Source organism: Catellatospora sichuanensis, assembly GCF_007483665.1.
GTDB lineage: Bacteria > Actinomycetota > Actinomycetes > Mycobacteriales > Micromonosporaceae > Catellatospora > Catellatospora sichuanensis.
The window spans coordinates 53,263-76,940 of the sequence record NZ_VIQO01000050.1; the positions used below are offsets into that span (position 1 = coordinate 53,263).

General features: G+C 71.0%; 23 protein-coding genes. 5 read left to right on the plus strand and 18 right to left on the minus strand.

Annotated elements, in window-relative coordinates; genetic code table 11:
* The first annotated feature begins 205 nt into the window (after positions 1–205).
* Positions 206–694: a transcriptional regulator BldD gene (gene bldD / locus FLL47_RS41465; RefSeq protein WP_120320100.1), complete on the plus strand. Its 489-nt coding sequence runs from the start codon at positions 206–208 to the stop codon at positions 692–694.
* Positions 695–765: 71 nt separating this feature from the next.
* On the opposite strand, the gene nusB is transcribed toward bldD, so the two are convergent.
* Both nusB and efp read right to left on the minus strand, forming a co-directional pair.
* Complete coding sequence (gene nusB / locus FLL47_RS41470) at positions 766–1,203, minus strand: transcription antitermination factor NusB (RefSeq protein WP_144128172.1); 438 nt, start codon at positions 1,201–1,203, stop codon at positions 766–768.
* 30 nt (positions 1,204–1,233) lie between these two features.
* Positions 1,234–1,791 carry an elongation factor P gene (gene efp, locus FLL47_RS41475; RefSeq protein WP_144128173.1) on the minus strand — a complete coding sequence of 186 codons (558 nt, stop codon included), beginning with the start codon at positions 1,789–1,791 and terminating at the stop codon, positions 1,234–1,236.
* Between the two features lie 238 nt (positions 1,792–2,029).
* Between efp and FLL47_RS41480 the strand changes: the two genes are divergently transcribed.
* Positions 2,030–2,698 (plus strand): response regulator transcription factor, encoded by a 669-nt coding sequence (locus FLL47_RS41480; RefSeq protein ID WP_144128174.1) that lies wholly within the window; start codon positions 2,030–2,032, stop codon positions 2,696–2,698.
* 112 nt (positions 2,699–2,810) lie between these two features.
* Positions 2,811–4,082, plus strand: coding sequence for a sensor histidine kinase (locus tag FLL47_RS41485; protein WP_144128175.1), 1,272 nt, complete (start codon positions 2,811–2,813; stop codon positions 4,080–4,082).
* A 108-nt stretch (positions 4,083–4,190) separates the two neighbouring features.
* On the opposite strand, the gene FLL47_RS41490 is transcribed toward FLL47_RS41485, so the two are convergent.
* Positions 4,191–4,709 (minus strand): hypothetical protein, encoded by a 519-nt coding sequence (locus tag FLL47_RS41490; protein ID WP_186316233.1) that lies wholly within the window; start codon positions 4,707–4,709, stop codon positions 4,191–4,193.
* A gap of 58 nt (positions 4,710–4,767) precedes the next feature.
* Between FLL47_RS41490 and FLL47_RS41495 the strand changes: the two genes are divergently transcribed.
* Positions 4,768–5,922 carry a branched-chain amino acid ABC transporter substrate-binding protein gene (locus FLL47_RS41495; protein WP_186316234.1) on the plus strand — a complete coding sequence of 385 codons (1,155 nt, stop codon included), beginning with the start codon at positions 4,768–4,770 and terminating at the stop codon, positions 5,920–5,922.
* 22 nt (positions 5,923–5,944) lie between these two features.
* Entirely contained in the window at positions 5,945–6,595 is a 651-nt protein-coding gene (locus FLL47_RS41500) for a hypothetical protein (RefSeq protein WP_144128177.1), read from the plus strand.
* A gap of 118 nt (positions 6,596–6,713) precedes the next feature.
* Here the strand turns inward: FLL47_RS41500 and aroQ are convergent, their stop codons facing one another.
* The 15 genes from aroQ to FLL47_RS43485 all read right to left on the minus strand — a co-directional run.
* Positions 6,714–7,148, minus strand: coding sequence for a type II 3-dehydroquinate dehydratase (aroQ, locus tag FLL47_RS41505; protein WP_144128178.1), 435 nt, complete (start codon positions 7,146–7,148; stop codon positions 6,714–6,716).
* A gap of 11 nt (positions 7,149–7,159) precedes the next feature.
* Positions 7,160–8,236: a 3-dehydroquinate synthase gene (gene aroB / locus FLL47_RS41510; protein WP_144128179.1), complete on the minus strand. Its 1,077-nt coding sequence runs from the start codon at positions 8,234–8,236 to the stop codon at positions 7,160–7,162.
* Between the two features lies 1 nt (position 8,237).
* A complete protein-coding gene (locus FLL47_RS41515; RefSeq protein WP_246159324.1) occupies positions 8,238–8,744 on the minus strand; it encodes a shikimate kinase in 507 nt (168 codons plus the stop codon).
* 50 nt (positions 8,745–8,794) lie between these two features.
* Positions 8,795–9,973 (minus strand): chorismate synthase, encoded by a 1,179-nt coding sequence (gene aroC, locus FLL47_RS41520; protein ID WP_144128181.1) that lies wholly within the window; start codon positions 9,971–9,973, stop codon positions 8,795–8,797.
* Between the two features lie 115 nt (positions 9,974–10,088).
* Complete coding sequence (locus tag FLL47_RS41525; protein WP_144128182.1) at positions 10,089–12,170, minus strand: PQQ-dependent sugar dehydrogenase; 2,082 nt, start codon at positions 12,168–12,170, stop codon at positions 10,089–10,091.
* Between the two features lie 135 nt (positions 12,171–12,305).
* On the minus strand, positions 12,306–13,424 hold the full coding sequence (locus tag FLL47_RS41530) for a glycerophosphodiester phosphodiesterase (RefSeq protein ID WP_144128183.1): 1,119 nt from the start codon (positions 13,422–13,424) through the stop codon (positions 12,306–12,308).
* A gap of 118 nt (positions 13,425–13,542) precedes the next feature.
* Positions 13,543–14,766: an endolytic transglycosylase MltG gene (gene mltG, locus FLL47_RS41535; RefSeq protein ID WP_246159325.1), complete on the minus strand. Its 1,224-nt coding sequence runs from the start codon at positions 14,764–14,766 to the stop codon at positions 13,543–13,545.
* A gap of 37 nt (positions 14,767–14,803) precedes the next feature.
* The gene (locus FLL47_RS41540) at positions 14,804–15,610 is read right to left on the minus strand and encodes a shikimate dehydrogenase (RefSeq protein ID WP_144128184.1); all 807 of its coding nucleotides are present in this window, start codon (positions 15,608–15,610) and stop codon (positions 14,804–14,806) included.
* Entirely contained in the window at positions 15,610–16,860 is a 1,251-nt protein-coding gene (gene mltG, locus FLL47_RS41545) for an endolytic transglycosylase MltG (protein ID WP_144128185.1), read from the minus strand. The genes FLL47_RS41540 and mltG (FLL47_RS41545) overlap by 1 nt, the downstream gene beginning before the upstream one ends.
* 133 nt (positions 16,861–16,993) lie before the next feature.
* On the minus strand, positions 16,994–18,214 hold the full coding sequence (gene mltG / locus FLL47_RS41550) for an endolytic transglycosylase MltG (protein WP_144128186.1): 1,221 nt from the start codon (positions 18,212–18,214) through the stop codon (positions 16,994–16,996).
* Positions 18,211–18,669, minus strand: a complete 459-nt coding sequence (ruvX, locus tag FLL47_RS41555; RefSeq protein WP_144128187.1) for a Holliday junction resolvase RuvX — start codon at positions 18,667–18,669, stop codon at positions 18,211–18,213. Before ruvX ends, mltG (FLL47_RS41550) begins: the two co-directional genes overlap by 4 nt.
* An 82-nt stretch (positions 18,670–18,751) precedes the next feature.
* The gene (alaS, locus tag FLL47_RS41560) at positions 18,752–21,430 is read right to left on the minus strand and encodes an alanine--tRNA ligase (RefSeq protein WP_144128188.1); all 2,679 of its coding nucleotides are present in this window, start codon (positions 21,428–21,430) and stop codon (positions 18,752–18,754) included.
* The gene (locus tag FLL47_RS41565; protein WP_246159326.1) at positions 21,427–21,744 is read right to left on the minus strand and encodes a hypothetical protein; all 318 of its coding nucleotides are present in this window, start codon (positions 21,742–21,744) and stop codon (positions 21,427–21,429) included. Before FLL47_RS41565 ends, alaS begins: the two co-directional genes overlap by 4 nt.
* A 3-nt stretch (positions 21,745–21,747) precedes the next feature.
* Positions 21,748–22,200 (minus strand): DUF948 domain-containing protein, encoded by a 453-nt coding sequence (locus FLL47_RS41570; RefSeq protein WP_144128189.1) that lies wholly within the window; start codon positions 22,198–22,200, stop codon positions 21,748–21,750.
* A gap of 80 nt (positions 22,201–22,280) precedes the next feature.
* Positions 22,281–23,678 (minus strand): hypothetical protein (locus tag FLL47_RS43485; RefSeq protein ID WP_186316235.1); only part of this gene is annotated, 1,398 nt, incomplete at its 5' end.

Here is a 23,678-nt window from a genome sequence, read left to right on the forward strand (position 1 = left end):
CGGCGGCCTATACGCGCGGGGGTGAGTCAATCCGCAGGTCATACCGTTGACACTGGCGGATCAGTTCAGTTGATCAAGCTAGTCGGATGAGGTTGTCTCAACTTGTGGTCAACGAGCACTTGACCGCGTGTCGTCAGCGCCGTACCGTCACGCTGCGTAGCGATCGTCGGGGAACCCGCCCCGGCATATAGCTGGGAGTGTCGGAATGCCGTCTGATTACGCCAAGTCCCTCGGTGCGCGACTGCGCTCCATCCGCCAGCAGCAGGGCCTGTCCCTGCAGGGCGTGGAGGAGAAGTCGAACGGGCGTTGGAAGGCTGTCGTCGTCGGCTCGTACGAGCGCGGCGACCGTGCTGTCACGGTGTCCCGACTGGCCGAGCTGGCCGACTTCTACCGCGTGCCCGTCGGCGAGCTCCTGCCCGACGGCCCGGCCCCGCGCCAGGAGGCGACGAGCAAGATCGTCCTGGACCTGGAGCGCCTCTACGACGGCGCCAAGGAGGACCTCGCCTCGGTCGCCCGCTACGCGCGCGCCATCCAGCAGCAGCGCGGCGACTACAACGGCCGGGTGCTCTCCATCCGCGCCGTCGACCTGCAGGCGCTCGCGGTCTTCTACGACTGCACCCCCACCGAGCTGATCGAGCGGCTGGCCGACCACGGCGTGCTCGTGGCCGACCCGCGCGCGTTCTTCGCGAGCTGACACTCTCCCGCACTGACGAAAGCGGCCTTTCGCCCCAGCAGGGGTGAAAGGCCGCTTTCGTATGTTCGCGCTCAGTGGCGCGGCGCGTAGTCCGCGATGCGGCCGAGCAGGCCGTTGAGAAAGCGCGGCGAATCGTCGGTGGACAGCTCGCGGGCCAGTTCGACGGCCTCGGTGATGGCCACCGGGTCGTCGATCTCGGGCACGTAGAGCAGCTCGTAGACCGCGATGCGGGCGAGGTTGCGGTCGACCACCGGCATCCGGTCGATCGTCCAGCCCTCGGCGAAGGTGGCGATCGTCTCGTCGATGTTGTCCAGGTGCTCGTTCACGCCCTCGGCCAGCGAGATCGCGTACGGCAGGTGCTCCGGGCGCGGTGCCTCCATGCGCTCCAGGTATGCCGCCAGCACCGTGCGCACCGGCAGGTCGCGCAGATCCGCCTCGTAAAGCACGTCGAGTGCCCGCTTGCGCGCCTTGCGGCGGGCGGGCGACTGCGACTTCGGTCCCTCAGCCACGAGCAATCCCCCGGACGGGCCGCAGGCCCATCAGGACCGGCCCAGGTAACGGCCGTCGCGGGTGTCGACCTTGATCTTCTCGCCGTTGGTGATGAACAGCGGCACCTGCACGGTCGCGCCGGTCTCGATGGTGGCCGGCTTGGTGCCGCCGGTCGAGCGGTCGCCCTGCAGGCCCGGCTCGGTGTAGGTGATCTTCACCATCACGCTGGTCGGCAGTTCGACGTACAGCGGCACGCCGTCGTGCGTGGCGACCACGACCTCCGCCTCGGGCAGCAGGTAGTTCACGTTGTCGCCGACGGTCACGCCGCTGACGTGGATCTGGTCGTAGGTGTCCAGGTCCATGAAGACGAAGTCGTCGCCGTCGGCGTACAGGTACTGCATCGTGCGCTTGTCGACGTTCGCGGTCTCGACCTTGGTGCCGGCGTTGAAGGTCTTGTCGACGACCTTGCCCGTGAGCACGTGCTTGAGGGTCGTCCGCACGAAGGCCGGACCCTTGCCGGGCTTCACGTGCTGGAACTCGACGACGGCCCAGAGCTCCTTGTCGAGGTTGAGCACCATGCCGTTCTTGAGGTCGTTCGTGCTAGCCACAGCCAGGCTCCCGTACATGATCAGATACTTGACAAAGAACAGACCTGACTACTTTACCGGCCCGTGATCTCAGGCCGGGCGCGCGGGTGGCCGGGGACACGCTGTGACGCCGCGCCCGTTGCGGCGGCCTCGCCGGGACCGCTGCCGCCCGACATTGCGGGGTACGGGGCCGCTCGTGGCGACCGCCCCGACCGGCCGCGCTAGCCGGGCGTGCGGGTTGGTTGCTAGCCTCGCCGCCGTGCGGGTGCTGGTGGTGGAGGATGACCCGGAGGTGCGCGGGGTGGTCGTGACCGCCCTGCGTGCGGTCGGGTTTGCCGTGGACCAGGCAGCCGACTGGAGCCAGGCCGACGTGAACATGAGCGTCAACGACTACGACTGCCTGGTGCTCGACCGCATCCTGCCCGAGGGCGACTCCGCCGGTCAGCTGCACCGCCGCCGCGAGGCCGGCCTCGGCGTGCCCGCCCTCATGCTCACCGCCCTCGACGACGTCACCGACCGCGTGGCCGGCTTCGAGGCCGGCGCCGACGACTACGTCGTCAAACCCTTCGTCGCCGCCGAGCTCGTGCTCCGCGTACGCGCCCTCTGCCGCCGCCGCGGCACCATGCTCCCGCCGGTGATGCGGGCGGGCGACGTCGAGGTCGACACCGCCCGCCGCGAGGTCCGCCGCGACGGCATCCTGCTCACCCTCACCCCCAAGGAGTTCTCCGTCCTGGAGATGCTCCTGGTTCGCCGCCCCGCTGTCGTCACCCGCGCCGACCTCTTCGAACACTGCTGGGACGAACAAGCCGACCCCACCTCCAACGTCGTGGACGTCGTCGTAGGCCAACTCCGCCGCAAACTAGGCGACCCCCCTGTCATCACCACCGTCCGCGGCACCGGCTACCGCGTCGACCTGGCCGGCCGCTGATGATCGCGACGATCTTGCGTGGCCTGTGGGGGCGACACGCTCATACCCGACAAAGGGGCAACAGTTCGCGCAAGATCGTCGCGATCTTGGACGGGCGGGGCGGGGTGAGGGGGTGAGGCGGCAGACGCGGCAGTTGCAGACTGCCGAGCGGCTGGCGGGGTTGCGGATGCGGTTGACCGCTCTGCTGTTGGCGCTGAACATCATCGGGTTGGCGGGGATGGGGGCGGTGGCGCTGGTCGTCGATGAGCGGCAGCGTGCCGAGGCGGTCGCCGCCGACCTGCACCGCACGGCGGGCACGGCGGTCGCCTTGCTCTACTACGACTCGGGCGCGCTGCTGCTGGACAAGCTCTACGACAACGCGATCGCCCAAGGCTCCACCGCGGTCTACGTGTACGAGGCCGACCGGGCCGACGTCACGCTGGTCTTCGCGCACCCCGCGCGGCTGGCCGTCATCGCGCCGCCCACCCTGCTCGGGCCCGCCCGCCAGGTGCGCGCCGTGGGCGGTGAGCTGAGCGAGGCGGTCCGCGACGAGCGGCAGGAGGTCGTGCACCTGCTGGCGGTGCCGTTCCGGCACGCCGAGACGGGGGCGATCGCGGGCACCGTGGTCGCGGTGGCCGACCCCGGCCCGGGGCAGGCCGCGCACCGGCGGCTGGCGGTTGCGCTGGTCGTCGGCGGCACCGCCTTCACCGTGATGACCTGCCTCGGCGGCTACCTGCTGGCCCGCCGCGGCACCCAGCCCATCGCCGACGCGCTCACCCAGCAGGAACGGTTCGTCGCCGACGCAGCCCACGAACTGCGTACCCCGCTGACGGTGATCAGGGCGGTGTCGGAGTCGGCGCTGGACTCACCCGCGCGGCAGCCGGACGCGCTGCGCCGGGTCATCGCGGCCACCGACCGGCTGACCGACGCGGTCGCCGCGCTGCTCACCCGGGCCCGGCTCGTCGCCGGGCTGCGCCATCTGGAACGCCAGCGCTTCCGCCTGGACCAGCTCGCCGAAGAGGTGCTGGCCGACACCGTGCAGCCGCCGCACACCGCGACGGCGTACACCCGGCCCACGGTGACCCTCGGCGATCCGACGCTGGTGCGGATCGCCCTGCGCAACCTGATCCACAACGCGGTGCAGCACGGCCGCGACGGCGAGGCCCCCGCCACGATCACGCTGACCGTCGAACCGGGCGCGGTCACCGTCCGCGACACCGGTCCCGGTCCCGGCGCGGACCTGCCCGCCGGCGCCGGCGAGCGCTTCCGCCCCGGCTCCCCCAACGGCACGGGCCTGGGTCTGGCCATCGCCCGCTGGGTCGCCGACCTGCACGACGGCTCCCTCACCGTGCGCCCCGCCGAAGGCGGCGGCACCGAAGCCATCCTCACCCTCCCCAGCCCCTGACCCCCTGCCCTGTCGCAAGATCGCGACGATCTTGCGCGAACTGTTGCCCCTTTGCCGGGTATGAGCGTGTCGCCCCCACAGGCCACGCAAGATCGTCCCGGTGGGGGGTTAGGCGGGGGTGGGGCCGGCGCGGGTGCCGATGGGGGTGACGGCGAACCAGTGGCCGTCCTGGCCGTGGCCGTTGGCGTCGCCGGGCATGCGGTCTCCGGCGTAGCCGTAGAGGGGCCAGCCGGCCAGGGTGAGCTGCTTGGTGCCGTCGGGGCGGGTCATCGTGCCGATGAGCTGGCGGTCGATGCCCTCGACGCGGATCGGGTCGGCGGCGGGCACCGGCAGCCACTGCTGGGTGCAGGAGTCGGTGCAGGCCGAGCGGGCCGGCCGGTTGCCGTCGAGTTCGCTGCGGTAGAGCACGTAACCCTGCTCGTCGATGACTATCCAGCCCAGCGTGTCCGAGCTGATGCCGAACAGCGCGGGCTGCAGCTCAGAGGGCCGCCCCGGGGCGGGCGCCAGGGTGGGCTGGACGGTCACCTGGCCGCCGGTACAGCCACCCAGTAGGGTCGCGACCAGCACAAACACGGCCGCCGCCCGCTTGCGGGCAGCCGGCCACGCCGTTTCCACCGGGTTACTCATGCAATCCTCACGCTCATCCGGGCAGGATAGGCGCACCCTACGTCGAGGAGGTCGGCTGTTGCGAGGTCCGTATGCACGGGTCACGGCGGTGCTGGCGCTGCTCGCGCTGGTGGCGCCGGTGTCCGGCTGCGACGCGACAGCGGGCTCCGCGGCCCCGCCGGCCCGGCCGTGCGGCTTGAAGATCGCCGTCATCGGCCCGCTCAGCGGAGCCTCCGCGGATCTGGGCACCAACATCCGCTCCGGGGCCGCGCTGGCGGTCGGGCAGTACAACGGCCGGCATCCCGACTGCCCGGTGACCCTGCAGGACTTCGACTCGCAGAGCGACCCGAAGCAGGCCACCGCGCTGGCGCAGCAGATCGTGGCCGACCCCGAGATCATGGGAGTGATCGGGCCGGCCTTCTCCGGCGAGTCCGCGGCCGCCCTGCCGCTGTTCGACCAGGGCCTCGTCACCATCATCAGCCCTTCGGCCACCCGCACCAACCTCAGCCAGCGCGGCTGGTCGACGTTCCACCGGCTGCTGGGCAACGACGCGGCACAGGGACCGGCGGCCGCCCGCTACATCGACACCGTGCTGCGCGCCCGCAAGGCGTTCGTCATCGACGACACCGGGGCGTACGGCCGCGGCCTGGCCGACGAGGTCGCCGCGACACTGTCCGGCAAGGTGGTGCAGCGGGCCGCGGTGCCGCCCCGGCAGGTCGACTTCTCCTCGGTGGTCAGCCAGATCCGCTCCGCCGGGGCCGACGTCGTCTTCTACGGCGGTTACTACTCCAGCGCCGGAGCCCTGCTCAAGGCGATGCGCGACGCCGGGCTGACCGCCACGTTCGTGGGCGGCGACGGGGTCAAGGACGCTGGCTTCGTGCGCTCCGCCGGGGTGCGCGCCGCCGAGGGAGCCGTCATCACCTGCGCCTGCCTGCCGCCGGAGCGGGCATCGCGCGACTTCCCAGTGCACTACCGCGCCGGGTTCGGCAAGGACGCCGGCACCTACAGCGCAGAGGCATACGACGCCGCATCGATCTTCCTGGCCGGCTTCGAAGCCGGCCGTACCACCCGCCGCGACATGGAGGCCTTCGTCGACGCGTACGCCCACGACGGCGTCACGGGCCGGCTGCAGTTCACCCCACAGGGTGAGCTTGTGGACTCCGCCATCGTGGTGTGGGCCTACCGAGTGGCCGACGGCGCCGTCGTCGCCGACCGCGAGATCCCCCGCACCTGACCGTCTGAGAGGAGACCGTCCCATGTCAGCGACCCTGCTCACGGACCTTCCCCCACTCGCCGCCCCGGCGGAGACCGCCCCCGCGGACGCCTCCCGGGCCGAGATGGCCCCACTGGACCGCGCCCTGTCGCAGGCCCCGCTGGGCGCGTTCCCGCTGCTTGAGGCGGCCTTCGGCTGGCAGGAGCTGCGACCGTCCGGCTGGCACCGGCCCGCAGCGGCCACCGCCATCGCACAGACCTCCTCGCCGGCCGCGGCCGCCCGGCTGGCCAGCCTGCTGTCCACCCTGACCTGGGCGAACGTGGTCCGCACCGAGCGGGACGGGTTGCGCGTCGAGGTGTCCGCGGGCGCGTACAACCGGATCATCCGGGCTTTGACCGGGGCCTGGCGCAGCCGGACCCAGCTGCTGGCCGCGTCCCCCGCCGTGCCGGAATCGCGGCAGGCGGCGCTGGGCGTGTGGCGGATGGCGATGCTCACCGGCGGCGTCGACGCCCACGCCGGGCAGCTCACGGTGCGGGCCGGCTCCCCGGCGGCCGCGCAGACGCTGGTCGCCGCGGCGGCCCGCCTGAACATGCCCGCCGTCGCCGACCGCCCCCGCGAGGGCGGCCACCCGGTCCGCATCACCGGCCGAGCCCAGGTCTACCAGCTCCTCACCGAAGCCACCGGCCAGCGCTGACCGCCGACATCACGACGATCTTGCGCGAACTGTTGCCCCTTTGACCGTTTCACCCGTGTCGCACCCACAGTCCGCGCAAGATCGCCGCTCCGGCGGTGGGGGTGGGGTGGGGGAACGGTTAGTCGGTGAAGCGGTGGAAGAGGTGTTCGAGGGCCAGGCGGTAGCCGTCGACGCCCAGGCCGGCGATGACGCCGGTGGCGACGGCGGATACGACCGAGTGGTGGCGGAACTCCTCGCGGGTGTGGATGTTCGAGAGGTGGACCTCGATCAGGGGGGCGTTGAGCATCGCGCAGGCGTCGCGCACGGCGTACGAGTAGTGGCTCCACGCACCGGGGTTCAGCACCACCGCGGCGTGCTCGTCGGCGGCCTGGTGCAGCCAGCCCACCAGCTCGCCCTCGTGGTCGGTCTGCCGGCACTCCACCTCCAGCCCGAGCAGCGCGCCGGTCTTCTCGCACAGCTCCACCAGCGACGCGTACGTGGTGACGCCGTACACGTCGACCTGGCGGGTGCCGAGCCGGCCGAGGTTGACCCCGTTGAGCACGTACACCTTCATGGCTGGCTCCTTCAGGACGCGACGGACCGGTAGGCCTCGGCGAGCAGCGCCTCGTCGTCGATGGGGACGGTGACCGGCCGGCCGATCCCGTTGAGCAGCACGAACCGCAGCGCCCGGCCGCGGGCCTTCTTGTCCACCGACATCGTGGCGCGCAGGTCGTCCCAGGCGTCGGCGGGATAGGACACCGGCAGATCCAGCGAGCGCAGGATGTCGGCGTGGCGGGCGGCCGCGGCCTCGTCGAGGCGGCCGGTGAGCACGCCCAGGCGGGCGGCGTACACCAGGCCGACGCTCACCGCGTGCCCGTGCGACCAGCGGTAGTTCTCCCGCCGCTCGATGGCGTGACCGAGTGTGTGGCCGTAGTTGAGGATCTCGCGCAGGCCGGACTCGCGCAGGTCCTCGCCGACCACCCGGGCCTTCACCGCGATCTTGCGTTCGATCAGCTCGCGCAGCACCGGTCCGGCCGGGTCGACGGCCGCCTTCGGGTCGCGCTCGATCAGGTCGAGGATCACCGGGTCGGCGATGAAGCCGCCCTTGACCACCTCGGCCATGCCGGCCAGCAGCTGCGCGGGCGGCAGGGTGGCCAGCGCCTCGGTCGCGCAGAGCACCCCGGCGGGCGGGTAGAACGCGCCGACCAGGTTCTTGCCGGCAGCCGTGTTCACCCCGGTCTTGCCGCCCACGGCCGCGTCGACCATGCCGTTGATGCTGGTGGACACCGGCACCCAGCGCACGCCGCGCAGCCAGCAGGCGGCGACGAAGCCGGCCAGGTCGGTGACCGCGCCGCCGCCGACCCCGACCACCACGTCGTTGCGGGTGAACGAGTCCCGGCCCAGCTCGTCCCAGCAGCGCTGCGCCACCGCGATCGTCTTACCGGCCTCGGCGTCGGGTACCTCGATCATCACGGGCTGGATCTGCGCGTCGACCAGGTGCGCGGCGACCTGCTCGGCGTACGCGCGCACCGGCGGCGCGTACAGCACCGCGGCCCGGTCGGCGCCTTTGACCAGGGCGGGCAGCTCGGCGAGCACGCCGGGGCCGACCAGCACGTCGTATGGCTGGTCGCCGCCCACGGCGATCCGGGTCAGCTCGGACATCTCAGCCCTTCAGCAGCTCGACGAGCTCGGCGGTGATCTCCTCCGGGGTGCGCCCGTCGGTGACCACGGTGTGCACGGCGACCTGCTGGTAGAGCGGTCGCCGCTGGTCGAGCAGGAAGCGCAGGGTGGCCCGCGGGTTGAAGTTCAGCAGCGGCCTGCCCTGGCCCAGCCCGACCCGCGACACCGCGTCGGACAGGTCCACGCTCAGGTAGACCACGGTGTGCCCGGCCAGCAGCGCCCGGTTGCCCTCGGCGAGGACCGCGCCGCCGCCCAGCGCCAGCACACCGGAATGCTCGGCCAGCGCTGCCGCGACCGCGGCCGTCTCCATGGCCCGGAACTGCGGCTCGCCCTCGTCGATGAAGATCTCCGAGATGGGCTTGCCGGCCGTGGCCTCCACGTCGGCGTCGGTGTCGCGGAACGCCACCCCGTACGCCTGCGCGAGCAGCCGCCCGACGGTGGACTTGCCCGCCCCGGGTGCGCCGACGATGACGCACAACGGCTTGCTCACGGTCTTCTCCCCTGTGCTCATGACCTGCGTGCTCATTGCCTGCGCCGGTCTCAGCGGATCAGCAGGTTGTCCAGGTAGCCGGCGAGGTTGCGCCGGATCTCGGCAACCGAGTCGCCGCCGAACTTCTCCGTCGCCGCCTCGGCCAGCACCAGCGCCATCATGGCCTCGGCGACGACCGCCGCCGCGGGCACCGCGCACACGTCGGAGCGCTGGTTGATGGCAGTGGCGACCTCGCCGGTGACCACGTCCACCGTGGACAGCGCGCGGTTCAGCGACGAGATCGGCTTCATCGCGGCGCGCACCCGCAGCGGCTCGCCGGAGGTCATGCCGCCCTCCAGGCCGCCGGCCCGGTCGGTGATCCGCTTCACGCCGTCGGGCGTCGGCACGATCTCGTCGTGCGCCACCGAGCCGCGCGAGCGGGCCTGGGTGAACGCGTCGCCGATCTCCACACCCTTGATGGCCTGGATGGACATCAGCGCGGTGGCGATGCGGGCGTCGAGCTTGCGGTCCCACTGGGTGTGCGTGCCCAGGCCCGGCGGGACGCCGTAGACCAGCACCTCCACGATGCCGCCGAGGGTGTCGGCGTCGCGCTTGGCCGCGTCGACCTCGGCCACCATGCGCTCGCTGGCCTGCGGGTCCAGGCAGCGCAGCGGGTCGGCGTCGATGCGCTGCGTGTCGCCGGGCACCGGCACCAGGCCGGACTTGGCCACCACGGAGCCGAGCTCGACCACGTGCGACAGGACCTCCATGCCCAGCGCCTGCTTGAGCAGCGCCTTGGCCACGGTGCCGACGGCGACGCGGGCCGCGGTCTCCCGGGCGCTGGCGCGCTCCAGGATCGGCCGGGCGTCGTCGTGGCCGTACTTCTGCATGCCCGCGAGGTCGGCGTGGCCGGGCCGGGGCCGGGTCAGCGGGGCGTTGCGGGCCTGCGCGGCCAGCAGATCCGGGTCGACCGGGTCAGCGGACATCACGGTCTGCCACTTGGGCCACTCGGAGTTGCCGACCTGGATCGCGACCGGGCTGCCCAGGGTGCGCCCGTGGCGCACGCCGCCGAGGATCGTCACCACGTCCTGCTCGAAGGCCATCCGCGCGCCCCGGCCGTAGCCGAGCCGACGCCGGGCCAGCTCGTGGCCGATCTCGTCACTGGTGATCTCGATTCCGGCGGGCACGCCGTCGAGCACGGCGACCAGCGCCTGCCCGTGCGACTCCCCTGCGGTCAGCCAACGCAACACGATCACCAGTCTGTCACGGCGCACCGGCCGCACGCCCGGCACGCCCCGCCGGTGTCACCAGACGGGACGTAGCTCACGTGAGCTGCGCCGGGGCTGTTCCACCAGGCGGACACGATCACTTCAGCCGGATCGTGACGGGCTCGCTGCGGTCGCTGCCGACCCGGGCCACGATCTCGTACGTTCCGGCGGCCGGCGTCGGACCGGCCGGCACCCGGCGGCCCTTCTTCAGGCAGGTGTTGCTTGCCTTGCCGTTCCAGGTGACCGTGTAGGACCGCGACTGGCCCGGCCCGAAGCGGACCTGCTGGCTGCCACGCAGCGGGCCGCAGTCGTCCGACGACCAGACCTTCTCGCCGTCGCGCAGCAGTTGCAGCTCCTGCAGATCGGCGCCCACGTCGCGGACGCACGAACGCTTCGACGTGTTCTGCACCTTCAGGGTGATGCTGAGCGAGGTCTTGCGGGCGACGGTCGTCTTCGCGGGCGCGGCGGTGATCTTCAGCTCGTCGTCGGTGCACACCTTCTTGTCCACCTTGGCGTCCTTGGGCTCCGCTCCGGCCTGCTCGGCGTAGCGCACCCGGTAGAGCTTCGCCTTCGGCGCGTAGGGGCCGTCCTTGGCGTCGTCGGGGTAGAGCGCGCTGAAGTAGAGCCCGTCCGCGCCGGCGGCGATGCCCGCGATGGTCGACTTGCCGTTGCCGTTGTACTCCACCAGCGTCTTCGGGCCGGTGACCTTGCCCTTCTCATCGAATGCGAACATCACGATGCGCTTGCCGCGCACCTGCGGGCCGGTGGCGTAGGTAGGGCCGCTCTCCGACACGTACGCGTTGCCGTACAACTCCTTGGGGAAGCCCGCTCCCTGGTTGCCCTCCTCCTGCACGAAGGTGAGGCCGACCGGCGCGTGCGCCACCGTCCAGTTGTAGAGGGCCTTCTTCTTCATCGCGCTGTCGCCGACGTACCACTCGAAGTCGGCGCCCCGGGTGACCCGCGCGAACCGGTCCACGGAGGGACCGTTCTCCACCGAGTAGTGCTGCCCGTCGGCGGCCCGCCACGCGCCGCCGAACGGGTTGCGCAGGCCCAGGGCGTACACATAGTCCCTGGCCTTGATGCCGTTGTCGGCGTCATAGAACGGGTTGTCCTCGGGGGCGCTGCCGTCCAGGTTGACCCGCAGCACCTTGCCCCGGAAGGAGTCCTTGTCCCGGGCCGTCTTCGGCTCGAACGCGTCGGCGACGTGCACGTACAGCTTGCCGTCCGGGCCGATGGTGAGGTTGGAGATCTGGTGGGAGGCCACCATGTCCTCGCCCTTCATGTCCAGGATCGTCTTCACCGAGCTGGCGGTCATGCCGTCGTCCGAACTGGTCAGCCGGACCACCTTCGGATAGAGCTTGCCGCCCGCCTTGTAGACCATCGCGGCGAACAGGTCGCCGCTGGCCGGCTCGACCACGATGCCGCCCAGGCCCAGCTCACCGTCGCCGGGGAACTTGTCGGTCGGGTCGAAGTTGAGCAGATCCTTGGCGTACGTCGCGACGCTGAAGTCGCCGCGGACCACCTTGATCTGACCGTAGAGCTCGTTGACGTAGAAGCGCGGGGCGTCCGGGGTGGTGGGGTGGGCGGCCGCCATGGCGATGCCGACCGGCAGCGCGAACCCGGACGCCACCTCCTCCACCACGTACCCGGATTGCAGGGCGCGCCACTGCGGCGCACCGGGCAGCGGCTCCAGCTGCACGTCGGTGCGGAACGGGCGGACCGAGTACGGGCTCCACTGCGTGTGCGGGTCGGCCGAGGACGAGCGGAAGCGGGCGCGCACCTCGAAGGTGCGACCCGGCGGCAGCTCCTCCTTGCCTGCCAGCGAGCCGGTGAACTTGCCGTTGCCCAGGTGGGTGTGCAGGCGGGCGGCGCCGTGCACGCACTCGGCGGTCCATACCCGCTCCACCGGCTCGGGCGCGGCCGACCAGATCTCCCAGTCGCTGCAGGCGTGTTCGTCGCGCACGTCCGGGTCGGCGAACGGCTGTGCCTCCATATGCACGTCCGCGCCGTTGAGCAGCTGCCCGTCGGCGGACGGCTCGCTGATCTCGGGGGCGAGCGGCGGAATCGACGCCATCACGGCCGGGCTCGCCGGGCTCACGAAGGACAGCAGCCCCGCGACCGCGATCACCACGATGGCAAGCGCCACCTCACCGGCCATGGCGACCTTGCGCGCGCTCATCCTCGTCTCCCCCTCGCCTGAACAACCGCGCCAGGCTACCGGGAAAAACAGACTTTAGCTCCCAAACACTCCGTTATCACCGGAATGCGCACGGCCGCCGGTACGTATCGCGGTCCGGCGGCCGTGCTCGCCGGATCAGGCCCGGTGCAGCGCGCGGGCCAGCACGCCCAGGTCCGGGTTGTCGGTGAAGAAGCCGTCCACACCCGCGGCCAGGTACGCCGCCAGCTCGTCGAGGATCCGGCCGTACTCGGTGGGCACCGCGCCGCTGCGCAGGTTCACCGGCAGGAACTGGTTCTCCGCGCGGAAGGTGTACGGGTGCACCTTGAGCCCTTCGCGGTGCGCGTCGGCGACCAGCGACGTCGGCGTGGCCAGCGAGCCGTCGGCCGCCCGGGGAATGACCAGGCCCTTCTCCGGCCCGATGCCGTTGACCACGCCGGCCAGGCCGGACAGGCCCGCCGGGCTCAGGTACTCGGCGTAGGAACGCGGGTCGTTGTACGGGCTGCCCGCGCCGGCCAGGAACACCAGCTGCGCCTTCACCCGGTGCGCCGCGCGCAGCTCGCGCAGGTTCGCCGCCTCGAAGGACTGCACGAACACCGGCGCGTCCCGGCGGTCCAGGCCGAACCTGCGCAGCGTCGCCACCAGCGGGCGCTCCAGCGGCAGCCCCGCGTTCTGGAAGTAGGTCGGGTGCTTGGTCTCCGGGTAGACGCCGATCTCCCGACGCAGCTCCTTGCACAGCCGCTCGCGCAGCTGGAGCACCTCGGTGAAGGTGGGCACCTCGAACAGGCCGTTGTAGACCGTGCTGCGCTGGCGTACCGCGGGCAGCCGCTCCACCGCGCGCAGCGTCTTCAGCTCGGCCAGGGTGAAGTCCTCGGTGAACCAGCCGGTCACCGGCACGCCGTCGATCGTCTTGGCGACCCGGCGGCTCGCGAACTCGGGCCGCGCGGCGACGTCGGTGGTCCCCGAGATCTCGTTCTCGTGCCGGGCCACCAGCACGCCGTCGCGGGTGCTGACCAGGTCGGGCTCGATGAAGTCGGCGCCCATGCGGGCCGCCAGCTCGTACGACGCCAGGGTGTGCTCGGGCCGGTAGCCGCTGGCGCCCCGGTGGCCGACCACCAGCGGCCGGTCCCGGTCGTGATCACGCACCGGCCCATGGTCGCGGTCCTCGCCGGACGCCCACGCGGGCACGCCGATCAGGGCGGGGGTCGCCACCGCGGCGCTCAGCGCCCCGGCGATGAAAAGGTCACGTCGGTCCATCGTCCACTCCTCCATGCACAGTTGCGTCGGGAGGAGTCCAGCGCCTGCGGGCGGCCGGTGATCGACGGTGCGGTGACATCCGGGCGAATTCACCGCGATGTCACCGCACCGATTCCGCCTAGTCGCAGGAGTTGCGGGCGAGCACCTTGTTGCGCACGGCGAGGTCGTTGTCCCTGCAGAACTGCGCATACGTCGAGGAGAAGGCCGAGTTCCGCTGCTTGTCGACCGCGACGAAGAAGTACCAGTCCGCCTTCGTCGGCTTGGCCGCGCCCATCAGCGCCGCCCGACCGGGGTTGTTGATCGGCGTGGGCAGGAACAGCACGTTGTGGTTGTACGGGTTGCTCTTGTCGTTCATCTCGGCGGTGGTCATCTTCCCCGACTCCTTGGTCGGCTTGCCCTTCGTCTCGAACCAGTAGTTGATGGTCACGTCCATCTCGAGGCAGGTGCAGACGCCCGTCTTGGGCTCGAAGATCCGGTTGTAGGCGACCCGGGCCACCTTCGGCAGGTCGGCCAGCGTGCCCGACTCCGCCTGCGCCAGTGAGGCGATGATCAGCATCTCGTACGGGGCCACCTTCAGCCCTGCGCGCACCGTGTCGGCGAACTTCAGCTCGGCCACCACCGCGAGGAAGCGCTGCACCATCATCTCCAGCGCGGCCTGCGCGGTGACGTCAGGCGGGAACTCGTAGGTGTCCGGGAACAGGAAGCCCTCGATCGACTTGGTGACCTTCTTGCCGTCCCGGTCGAACCAGGACGCCGGCACGCCCAGCTTCACCGGATCCTTGCCGGCGGCCGTGAACTCCGCCTCGGGGATGCCCAACTTCGTCGCGAGCAGCTTGTAGATCTTGAACGAGGACAGCCCTTCGGGGATGGTGATCCCGTTGACGATGCGCCGGGCCGGATCGAGCAGCATCGTGATGGCGTCGGCCGCACTGAGCCGAACCCGCAGGCGGTAGTGACCCGGCTGGATCTTCGCGGCCTTCGGGTTGGCCTCCCACGCATCGAGGAACGCCTGCTCGCTCGCGATCACGTCCTTGGCCTTGAGCAGCTTGGCCATCTGGACGCCGGTCGCCTTCTCCGGGATCTCCAGCTTCACCTCGGCCGTGCCGTCCGTGGAGGTGTAGTCGGGCGTGGAGAACCAGCCCTTGACCTTGTCGTAGCCCAGATAAAGCCCGGCTCCCGCGCCGCCGAGCAGGAAAAGGGTCAGCATCACGGCCAGCACGGTGCGGTTGCGTCGGCGTCGGCGTCTGCGGCGCTTGCGCGGACTGCGTCCCTCGGCCGGGCGGCGCAGTGGCCTGCGCGGTTCGGGCTCGTCACCGAACGCGATGAAGAACTCTTCCGTCACCGGTCTGCCTCCCCAGGGTCGCACCGACCCGGACAGGCTAACCGCGGCGGGCGTCCCGCAATGCCCCGCGCATCGCCTCGACCGGCGCGGCAACCCCCGTGAACTGCTCGAACTGCCCGAGAGCCTGATTCAGCAGCAGATCCAAACCGGACACGATCCGGTTTCCGGCCCGCTGCGCCGAGGCGGCCAGCGGGGTGGGCCACGGGTCGTAGAGCGCGTCGAAGAGCACCGTCTTGGCGCGCCAGGGCACCTGCAGGTGGTCGGCGACGCCCTTGGGCACGGTCGAGATCACCACGTCGGCCGCGGCGCACTCCTCCGCCGCCGACCAGCCCGCGCCGGTCAGCGGCAGGCCGAACGCGTCGGCCACCGGCCGCAACTCGTCGATCGCCTCGGCCCGCCGGGCGTACACGACGACGGACTCGGCCCCGAGCTGTGCCGCGGCCGCCACGGCTGCCCGCGCGGTGCCGCCCGCGCCGAGCACGGCGACCCTCGACACGGCGGTGATGCCGCCCTCGCGCAGTGCCGCGACCATGCCCGGCACGTCGGTGTTGTCCGCCCGCCAGCTGCCGTCCGGCTGGTGGACGAGGGTGTTGGCGGCCCCGACCGCGGCGGCGATCGGGCTGACCGCCGTCGCGACGGTCAGCCCCACCTCCTTGAGCGGCATCGTCAGCGACAGCCCCGCCCACTCGGCCCCCAGACCCGCCACGAAGGCGGGCAGGTCGGCCTCGGCGCACTCGATCGCGGTGTACGACCAGCCGGTCAGTCCCGCCGCCGCGTAGCCCGCGTTGTGCAGGACGGGCGACAGCGAGTGGCTGACCGGCTTGCCGAGGACCGCGGCACGCATCAGCAGGAGCTCCGCTCCAGTGCGCCGTTCTTCACGGCCGTCTGGTTGTCCTTGCAGAACTGGGTGTGGGTCGCCGAGAAGGCCGAGTGGCCCTCCTTGTCGATGGCCACGAAGTAGATCCAGTCGCCCTTGGGCGGGTCGGCTGCCCCTTCGAGGGCCTTCTTGCCCGGGTTGTTGATCGGGGTGGGCGGCAGGCCCTTGGCGTTGCGGTTGTACGGGTTCTTCGCGTCGGTCAGCTCGGCCTGGGTCAACTCGCTGGAATGCACGGCCTTCTTGCCGGCCATCTCCCGCGAGTAGTTGACTGTCACGTCGAACTGCAGGCAGTGGCACGTGCCGATCTCGGCGACGGCCTTCTCGCTGAAGACCCGGTTGTAGGACACCCGGGCCACCTTGCCGAGGTCGTCGGCGTTGCCCGCCTCGGCCTGGGCCAGCGACGCCACGATCAGCGCCTGGTAGGGCGAGATGTTCAGCTTCGCGGCCGCGTCGGCGTAGCCCATGTCCCCGGTGACCTTCATGAACCGCTCGACCATCATCGCCAGAGCCGACTTGGCGGTCACGTTCTTCGGGAACTCGTAGGTGTCCGGGAACAGGAAGCCCTCGATCGAGCGGCTCTCCTTCTTGCCGTCCTCCCGCTTGAACCACCACGCCGGCACGCCCAGCCCGATCGGGTCCTTCGCCGCGGCCTTGAAGTCGGCCTCGGGGATGCCCAGCTTCTCGGCGAGCAGCTTGTAAATCTTGAAGGTGGACAGGCCTTCGGCGATGAGGATGCCTTTGACCAGCCGGTTCTTGGTGTCCAGCAGCATCGTGATCGCGTCGGCGGCACTGATCTGCACACGCAGCTTGTACAGGCCGGGCTGGATCTTCTTGGCGTCGGGGTTCTTCTCCCACGCCTCGATGAACGCCTGCTCGCTCTTGATCACGTCCTGGGCCTTGAGCGCCTTGGCCATGTCCAGGCCCGCGGAGCCCTCCTTGATCGTCACCTCGACCTCAGCCGACGTCGCCGCACTGGTGTAGTCGGGGGTGACCAGGAAGTTCTTGATCTTGTCGTAGCCCAGGTACGCACCGCCGGCCAGGCCGCCCAGCAGGAACAGGGTGAGGAAGAGCGCGAGGAAGGATCGGCCGCGGCCGCGCTTCTTCTTCTTTTTCTTCTTCTTGTTGTTCCGGCCGCGGTTGTCGTCCACCGCGTGCCGACGCCGCTGTTGGCCGCGTTCGGGGTGCTCCTCGAACGACAGGAAGAGCTCGTCAGTCATCGGTACCCTCTCGCGTACGGGTCGCCATCCGCGGCTACGTTACACGTGAAGGGTTTTGCACACCCCCGGGCGGACGGGGGGTTTTCAGCTACCGCCCAGGATCTAACGGGCGCATTCAGACAAGACGGGCGGCTCAGCAGGAGCTCTGCTTCAGGACCTTGTTCTTCACGGCCGTCTCGTTGTCCTTGCAGAACTCCTCGAACGTCTCCGAGAAGGCCGAATGGCCCTCCTTGTCGGTCGCCACGAAGTAGTACCAGTCACCCTTCGGCGGCGACATCGCGCCTTCGAGCGCGGCCTTGCCCGGGTTGTTGATCGGGGTGGGGATCATCCCTTCGGCATTGCGGCCGTACGGGTTCTTCGGGTCGGTCAGCTCGTCGTGGGTGAGCCCGCTGGACGGCTTGGGGTCCTTGCCGGCCAGCTCCCGCGAGTAGTTCACGGTCACGTCGAACTGAAAGCAGGCGCAGGTCAGGTCCGGGATCCGCTTGTAGACCCGGTTGTAGGCGACCCGGGCCACCTTGCCGAAGTCGTCGGCGTTGCCCGCTTCGGCCTGGGCGAGGGAGGCCACGATCAGCGCCTCGTACGGCGCGATCCCGCCGAGCTCGGCCGGGACGGCCTCCGCGAAGCTCATGCTGCCGGTGACCGTGAGGAAGCGGTTGACCATGACGCGCAGGATGCCGTCCGCGGTGGCGTTCGGGGCGAACTCGTAGGTGTCGGGGAACAGGAAGCCCTCGACCGACGGCGCGACCTTCTTGTCATCGGTGCGGTTGAACCACCAGTCGGGCACTCCGAGCGCCATCGGGTCCTTGGCGGCGGCCTTGAAGTCGGCCTCGGGAATGCCCGTCTTGGACGCCAGCAGCTTGAACACCCGGAACGAGCTCAGCCCCTCCGGGATGGTGATCCCGTTGACGATGCGGTTCTTCAGGTCCAGCAGGCGCAGCACCGCGTCCGCGGCGCTCATGTGGGTGCGCATCTTGTAGAAACCCGGCTGGATGCGCAACGCGTCCGGGTTGCGCTCACCGGCCTCGACGAACGCCTTCTCGCTGGCGATCACGCCGGCCGCCTTCAGCGTGCGGGCGATGTCGGCCTGGGTGTCGCCGCTCTTGATCTCGACCTGCACCTCGACGCCGTCGGCGGAGGTGGCCCAGTCTGCCGTGCCCAGCGCCCCGCTGATCTTCTGATAAGCCAGGAGCACGCCAAGGCCGAGCCCGCCGAGCAGCACCAGGGCCAGCGTCATCGCCAGGATCGACTTGATCCAACCGAACCGCCTTCGTTGACGACTGGCCTCACCCGGCGGGATCTCCGGCTCGGGATCGTCGTCGTGGTCGTCGAAAGCACGGTCCAGTTCGTCGATCATCCTGCTCGCCTTCGCTGCACGTCGAGCCAACCCTGCAGGATCTCCACCGCCGCCGCCTGGTCGACGACGGCACGCTGCCGCTTGCCCCGGACACCGCGGTCGGCGAGCCGCCGGGTGGCCGTGACGGTGGACATCCTCTCGTCAGCGAGCACCACCGGCACCGGCGCGATCAGACCGGCCAGGGCGTCGGCGTATGCCCTCACGTGCTTGGCGGCCGGCCCCTCGACCCCGGCGAGGTTGATGGGCAGGCCCACCACCACCTCCACCGTGCCATGGTCGGCCACCAGGCGCGCGATCTCCACCATATCAGCCGAAATGTCAGAATCATCCGGTTTGGCCTGGCGTGCCACCGTGACCAGCGGCGTTGCCAAGATCCCGTCCGGATCACACACCGCCACCCCGATCCGCACCGTGCCCACGTCGACACCCAGCCGCACTCCACGGGTCCACGTCATGACTTTCCCTCCACACGAAAAGACCGGAGCCCCGCCCACTGCCGGAAAGGCAGGGGGCGGAGCTCCGGATGAACAGCTCGGATCAGCGGCTCTGCACCGCGTTCTGCACCGCGCCCAGCAGGTGCGGAGCCTGGTCGGCGGGCACGCCGCCACCCTGCGCCAGGTCGGCGTTGCCGCCACCCCGGCCCGACAGCGCACCCTTGACCAGGTCCTGCGCGGACACGCCGCGCGACTTGGCCGCCTCGTTGACCGCCACGATCAGCGACGCCTTGCCGTTGGCCCGCGATGCCACCGCGACCACCGCGGGACGGTCCGCCGGGAAGCGGCCGCGCACCTCCTGCGCCAGCGTGCGCACGTCGTTGACCGCCGCGCCCTCCGGCGCCTCGGTGCCCACGAACGCCACGCCACCCAGGTCGAGAGCGCCCTCGGCCAGCGCCGCGGCCCCGCCGAGCACCAGCTGCGCGCGCATCTTCTCCAGCTCGCGCTCCGCGTCGCGCAGCTGCGCCACGGTCTGCTCGACCCGGTCGGCGACCTGCTCGCTGGGCACCCGGTACAGCTCGGCCAGGCGCGACACCAGCAGGTGCTCCTTGGCCAGGTGCCGGAACGCGTCCATGCCGACCAGCGCGTCGACCCGGCGCACCCCGGAGCCGATGGACGCCTCCGACAGGATCTTCACCAGGCCCAGCTGGCCCGAGCGGGCCGCGTGGGTGCCGCCGCACAGCTCGCGGGCGTACTCGCCGACCTCGACGACACGCACGTACTCGCCGTACTTCTCGCCGAACAGTGCCATCGCGCCCAGCCGCTTCGCCTCGGCCTGCGAGGTGACGAACGCGCGCACCTCGAGGTCGCTCATCAGCACCTCGTTGACCTGCTGCTCGACGTCGTGCAGCACGCTGGTCGGCACCGCGCCGGGCGTGTTGAAGTCGAACCGCAGCCGGCCCGGCGCGTTCAGCGAACCCGCCTGGGTCGCCGACTCGCCCAGGAAGTTGCGCATGGTCTGGTGCACCAGGTGGGTCGCGGTGTGCGCGCGGGAGATCGCCCGGCGGCGCTCCACGTCGATCTGGGCGTAGCCGGTCTCGCCGGTGCGGACCTCGCCCTCCAGCACCCGCGCCTTGTGCACGATCAGGCCGGGCAGCGGCTGCTGCACGTCGAGCACCTCGACCTTGCCGCCGCCGACCGTGATGACGCCCAGGTCCGGCAGCTGGCCGCCGCCCTCGGCGTAGAACGGGGTGACGTCGAGCACGACCTCGACCAGCTCGCCCTCGCCCGCCGACGTGATCAGGCCGCCGCTGCCGACCAGCGCGCGCACCTTCGACTCGCGCGACACCTCGGCGTAGCCGGTGAACTCCACCGCCCCGCCCGCGTCGAGCGCGCCCCGGTACGCAGACAGGTCCGCGTGACCCGTCTTGCGCGCCTGCGCGTCGGCCTTGGCCCGCTTGCGCTGCTCGGTCATCAGCCGCTTGAAGCCGTCGGTGTCCACCGACAAGCCCTGCTCGGCCGCGATCTCCAGGGTCAGATCGATCGGGAAGCCGTACGTGTCGTGCAGCTGGAACGCCTTGTCACCCGCGAGGGACTTCCCGCCGGCCTTCTTGGTGTCCGCCACCGCGACGTCGAGGATCGTGGTGCCCGCGCGCAGCGTGGTGCGGAACGCCTCCTCCTCGGCGTACGCATACTGCGAGATCCGGCCGAAGTCGGTCGCGATCTCCGGGTACGACGGCGACATGCTGTCGCGCGCCACCGGCAGCAGCTCCGGCAGGGCCGGGTCCTCGTAACCGAGCAGACGCATCGCCCGGATCGCCCGGCGCATGATGCGCCGCAGCACGTACCCGCGGCCCTCGTTGGACGGCGTCACGCCGTCGCCGATCAGCATCAGCGAGGTGCGCACGTGGTCGGCGATGACACGCAGCCGCACGTCGTCGGGGTGCGACTCGGCCGCCGTGGTGGTGTGGCTGACGTTGTAGCGCTTGCCGGTCAGCTCGCACGCCTTGTCGATCAGCGGGCGGACCTCGTCGATCTCGTAGAGGTTGTCCACCCCCTGCATGATCGAGGCCATCCGCTCCAGGCCCATGCCGGTGTCGATGTTCTGCGCCGGCAGGTCGCCCAGGATCGGGTAGTTCTCCTTGTCGGTGCCCGGACCCCGCTCGTACTGCATGAAGACGTTGTTCCAGACCTCCATGTAGCGGTCCTCGTCGACCTCCGGACCGCCCTCGCGGCCGTACGCCGGGCCGCGGTCGATGTAGATCTCCGAGCACGGGCCGCACGGCCCCGGGATGCCCATGGACCAGAAGTTGTCCGCCTTGCCGCGGCGCACGATGCGCTCCGCGGGCAGGCCGACCGCGCGCCAGTAGCCGATCGACTCGTCGTCGTCGAGATACACCGTCGCCCAGATCTTGCCCTGGTCGATGCCGAAACCGCCCTGGTCCAACGGCTTGGTCATCAGGTCCCAGGAGAGGCGGATCGCCTCCTCCTTGAAGTAGTCACCGAAGGAGAAGTTGCCGTTCATCTGGAAGAACGTGCCGTGCCGGGAGGTCTTGCCCACCTCGTCGATGTCCGGCGTCCGGATGCACTTCTGCACGCTGACCGCGCGCCGGAACGGCGGGGTCTGCTGGCCCAGGAAGTAGGGCACGAACTGCACCATGCCGGCATTGACGAACAGCAGATTCGGATCGTCGATGGCCGGCAGTGGAGCACTCGGAACCACGGTGTGCCCGTTGGCCTCGAAGTGCCCCAGGAACCGTCGCTTGACTTCCGCGGTCCTCATCGCTGCTGCTCACCTTCCTGCTGCTGCTTGAACTGATAGAACTTGCTGCCGACCCCGTGAGCCCACGGCAGGTCGACGGGCTCGATGGAGACGCCGTCCTCGAAGGCGGCGAAGAGTTCGTCCTCGCGCGCGGCCATGCCGTCGCGGACGTCATCCATAAAGCTACGCATCGAGCCCGCGGCGTGACCAATGGATTCCTGGGCGGTCCCGGCCAGCCCGGCCGGGGTGAACTTGCGCGCCTGGCGGGTCACCAACCGCACCACCACGACGCCGACGCCGATGCCCACACCGAGCCAGAGCAGCCTGCGGATCATGACTCAGCCCCGCCGGGTGCGCTTGCGCGACTTGAGCTCGTCACGCACCGACTTTGCCTCATCGGCCTCCTTGCGGGCCGCCGTGGCACGCCGGACGCCGTAGGTGAACGCGGCCGCCTTCACCAGCGGGCTGGCCGCGGTCGCGGTGACGACGCTCACCAGGTTCGACACGTTGGCCGTGGTCGCCGCCAGGTGCTGGGTCATCACGTCGACCTTCGCCAGCTGCACGTTGACCCCGTCGAGCGTGACCTGGGTCTGGCCGAGCGCCGTGTTGACGTTGTCGACGGTCAGGTTCACGTTGTCCAGGATCGGCCCCGTACGCTGGCTGACCTGCCGCAACGTCACCGTGGCGGCGTCGACGGTGTGCCGCAGCCGCAGGATCGGCACGGCAAGCACCAGCACCAGCATCGCGAACGCACCCGCCGCGATCAGCGCCGCGATCTCGCCTCCAGACATGCCACATCCTCCGCACGTCGCACTTTGTCCTGACGTGCAGACCCTACCGCCCGCCGCGACGGCGCTCGCAGCAGCCGGGCTCAGCTCGCCGAGGGTGTCGGGGCTGGACTCTCCGTGCCGGGCTCCTCGTCGGTCTCGTCGTCGGCGCCGGTGCCCTGATCACCGTTCGGATCCGCCGTGAACCGGATCCGGTCGTCGGCGACCGTGTTCTGCACCTTGATGGTCACCGCGGAACCCTTGCAGGCGTCCGCATCACCAGCCGGCGCGGCGGACGGAGCCGCACTGGGCGCCGCCGCAGACTCCTCGCTCGGGCCGATGGTCGGCCGGTTGCGCAGCAGGTCGGTGCACTCGGGCGTGGTGATCGGACGGACCCACAGGTCCAGCGTGAACTCGTCGCGCCGCCAGCAGGAGTACTTGCCCTCGGTGCCCTCGTCCAGCACGCAGCTGGGCACGTCCCAGCGGGCCCAGCCGGCGTCGGTGAGCGCCGCGGTGTACGCCTGCGTGGTCTCGTCGATCCCCTTCTCGGACTCCAGCGAGCGCTCGCGGTAGCGGCAGTCGATCAGGCACCACCGGCTGCCGTAGATGTTGTCTTCGGTCTTGCCGGAGGTGACCGCCCAGGTCGGCACGTCCAGCGCGTCCAGGGTGGTCAGCACCGGGTCGCGGGTCGCCGCGCGCAGCACGAAGTAGAACGGCAACGCGCCCACGACGACGGCCACCAGCGCGATCAGCGTCCACATGCGCAGCCGCTGCTGCTCGCGCAGCTGCTTGCGCACCTCCGACCGGGCACCGCGGATCACCTCGACACCCGCGGCCAGCCCGGCACGGCGGTCTCCGGAAGGCGGCACCACGGCGTTCGGGTCCGGCGGGCGTACCGGGATCGGCTCGGGACGGCCCGGCGGACGTCCACCGGCGGCGGGACCGGGGCCGGCCGCGGGACCGCCCGGCTTCGGGCCCGGCCCGGCATGGGTGCCGGGCATCGGACCCGACATGGGCCCGGGACCGGCGTTGGGTCCCGCCTTCGGCGGCATGCCGCCGAGCGGGGCGGGGCCGCCCTGCGGCGGACCGGCGGGCGGGACGGGCACGCCGCCCCGGTTGGGCCGGGCCTGTGCGGGCGGCGGGGAGACCGGGGTGACGGCAGGGAAGCCCGCGCGCTGCGGCTCGGGCCGGACCGGCGGGCGCACCGCCGGCGATCCCGGCATACCGGCCGGGGCGGGGGGCATGCCGGGACGGCCGCGCATGCCGTCCACGGGCGGCGTGTTGCCGATGCGCGGCATCTCGCCGGTACGAGTGGGGTCGATCTCCCGGCGGCGGACCACCGGCGGCTCTCCCCCGGGCTTGCGCAGCGGCTGCTCCGGGCGGCCGCGGCCCGGCGGCGGCTCCATCGGCGCGGGCTCGGGGCGGCCCCGGCGCGGCTCCTCGGCCTCCGGCCGGACGGGCCGGCGGCCGGTGGGCTCGTCCGCGACGTGCCGGCGACTGCC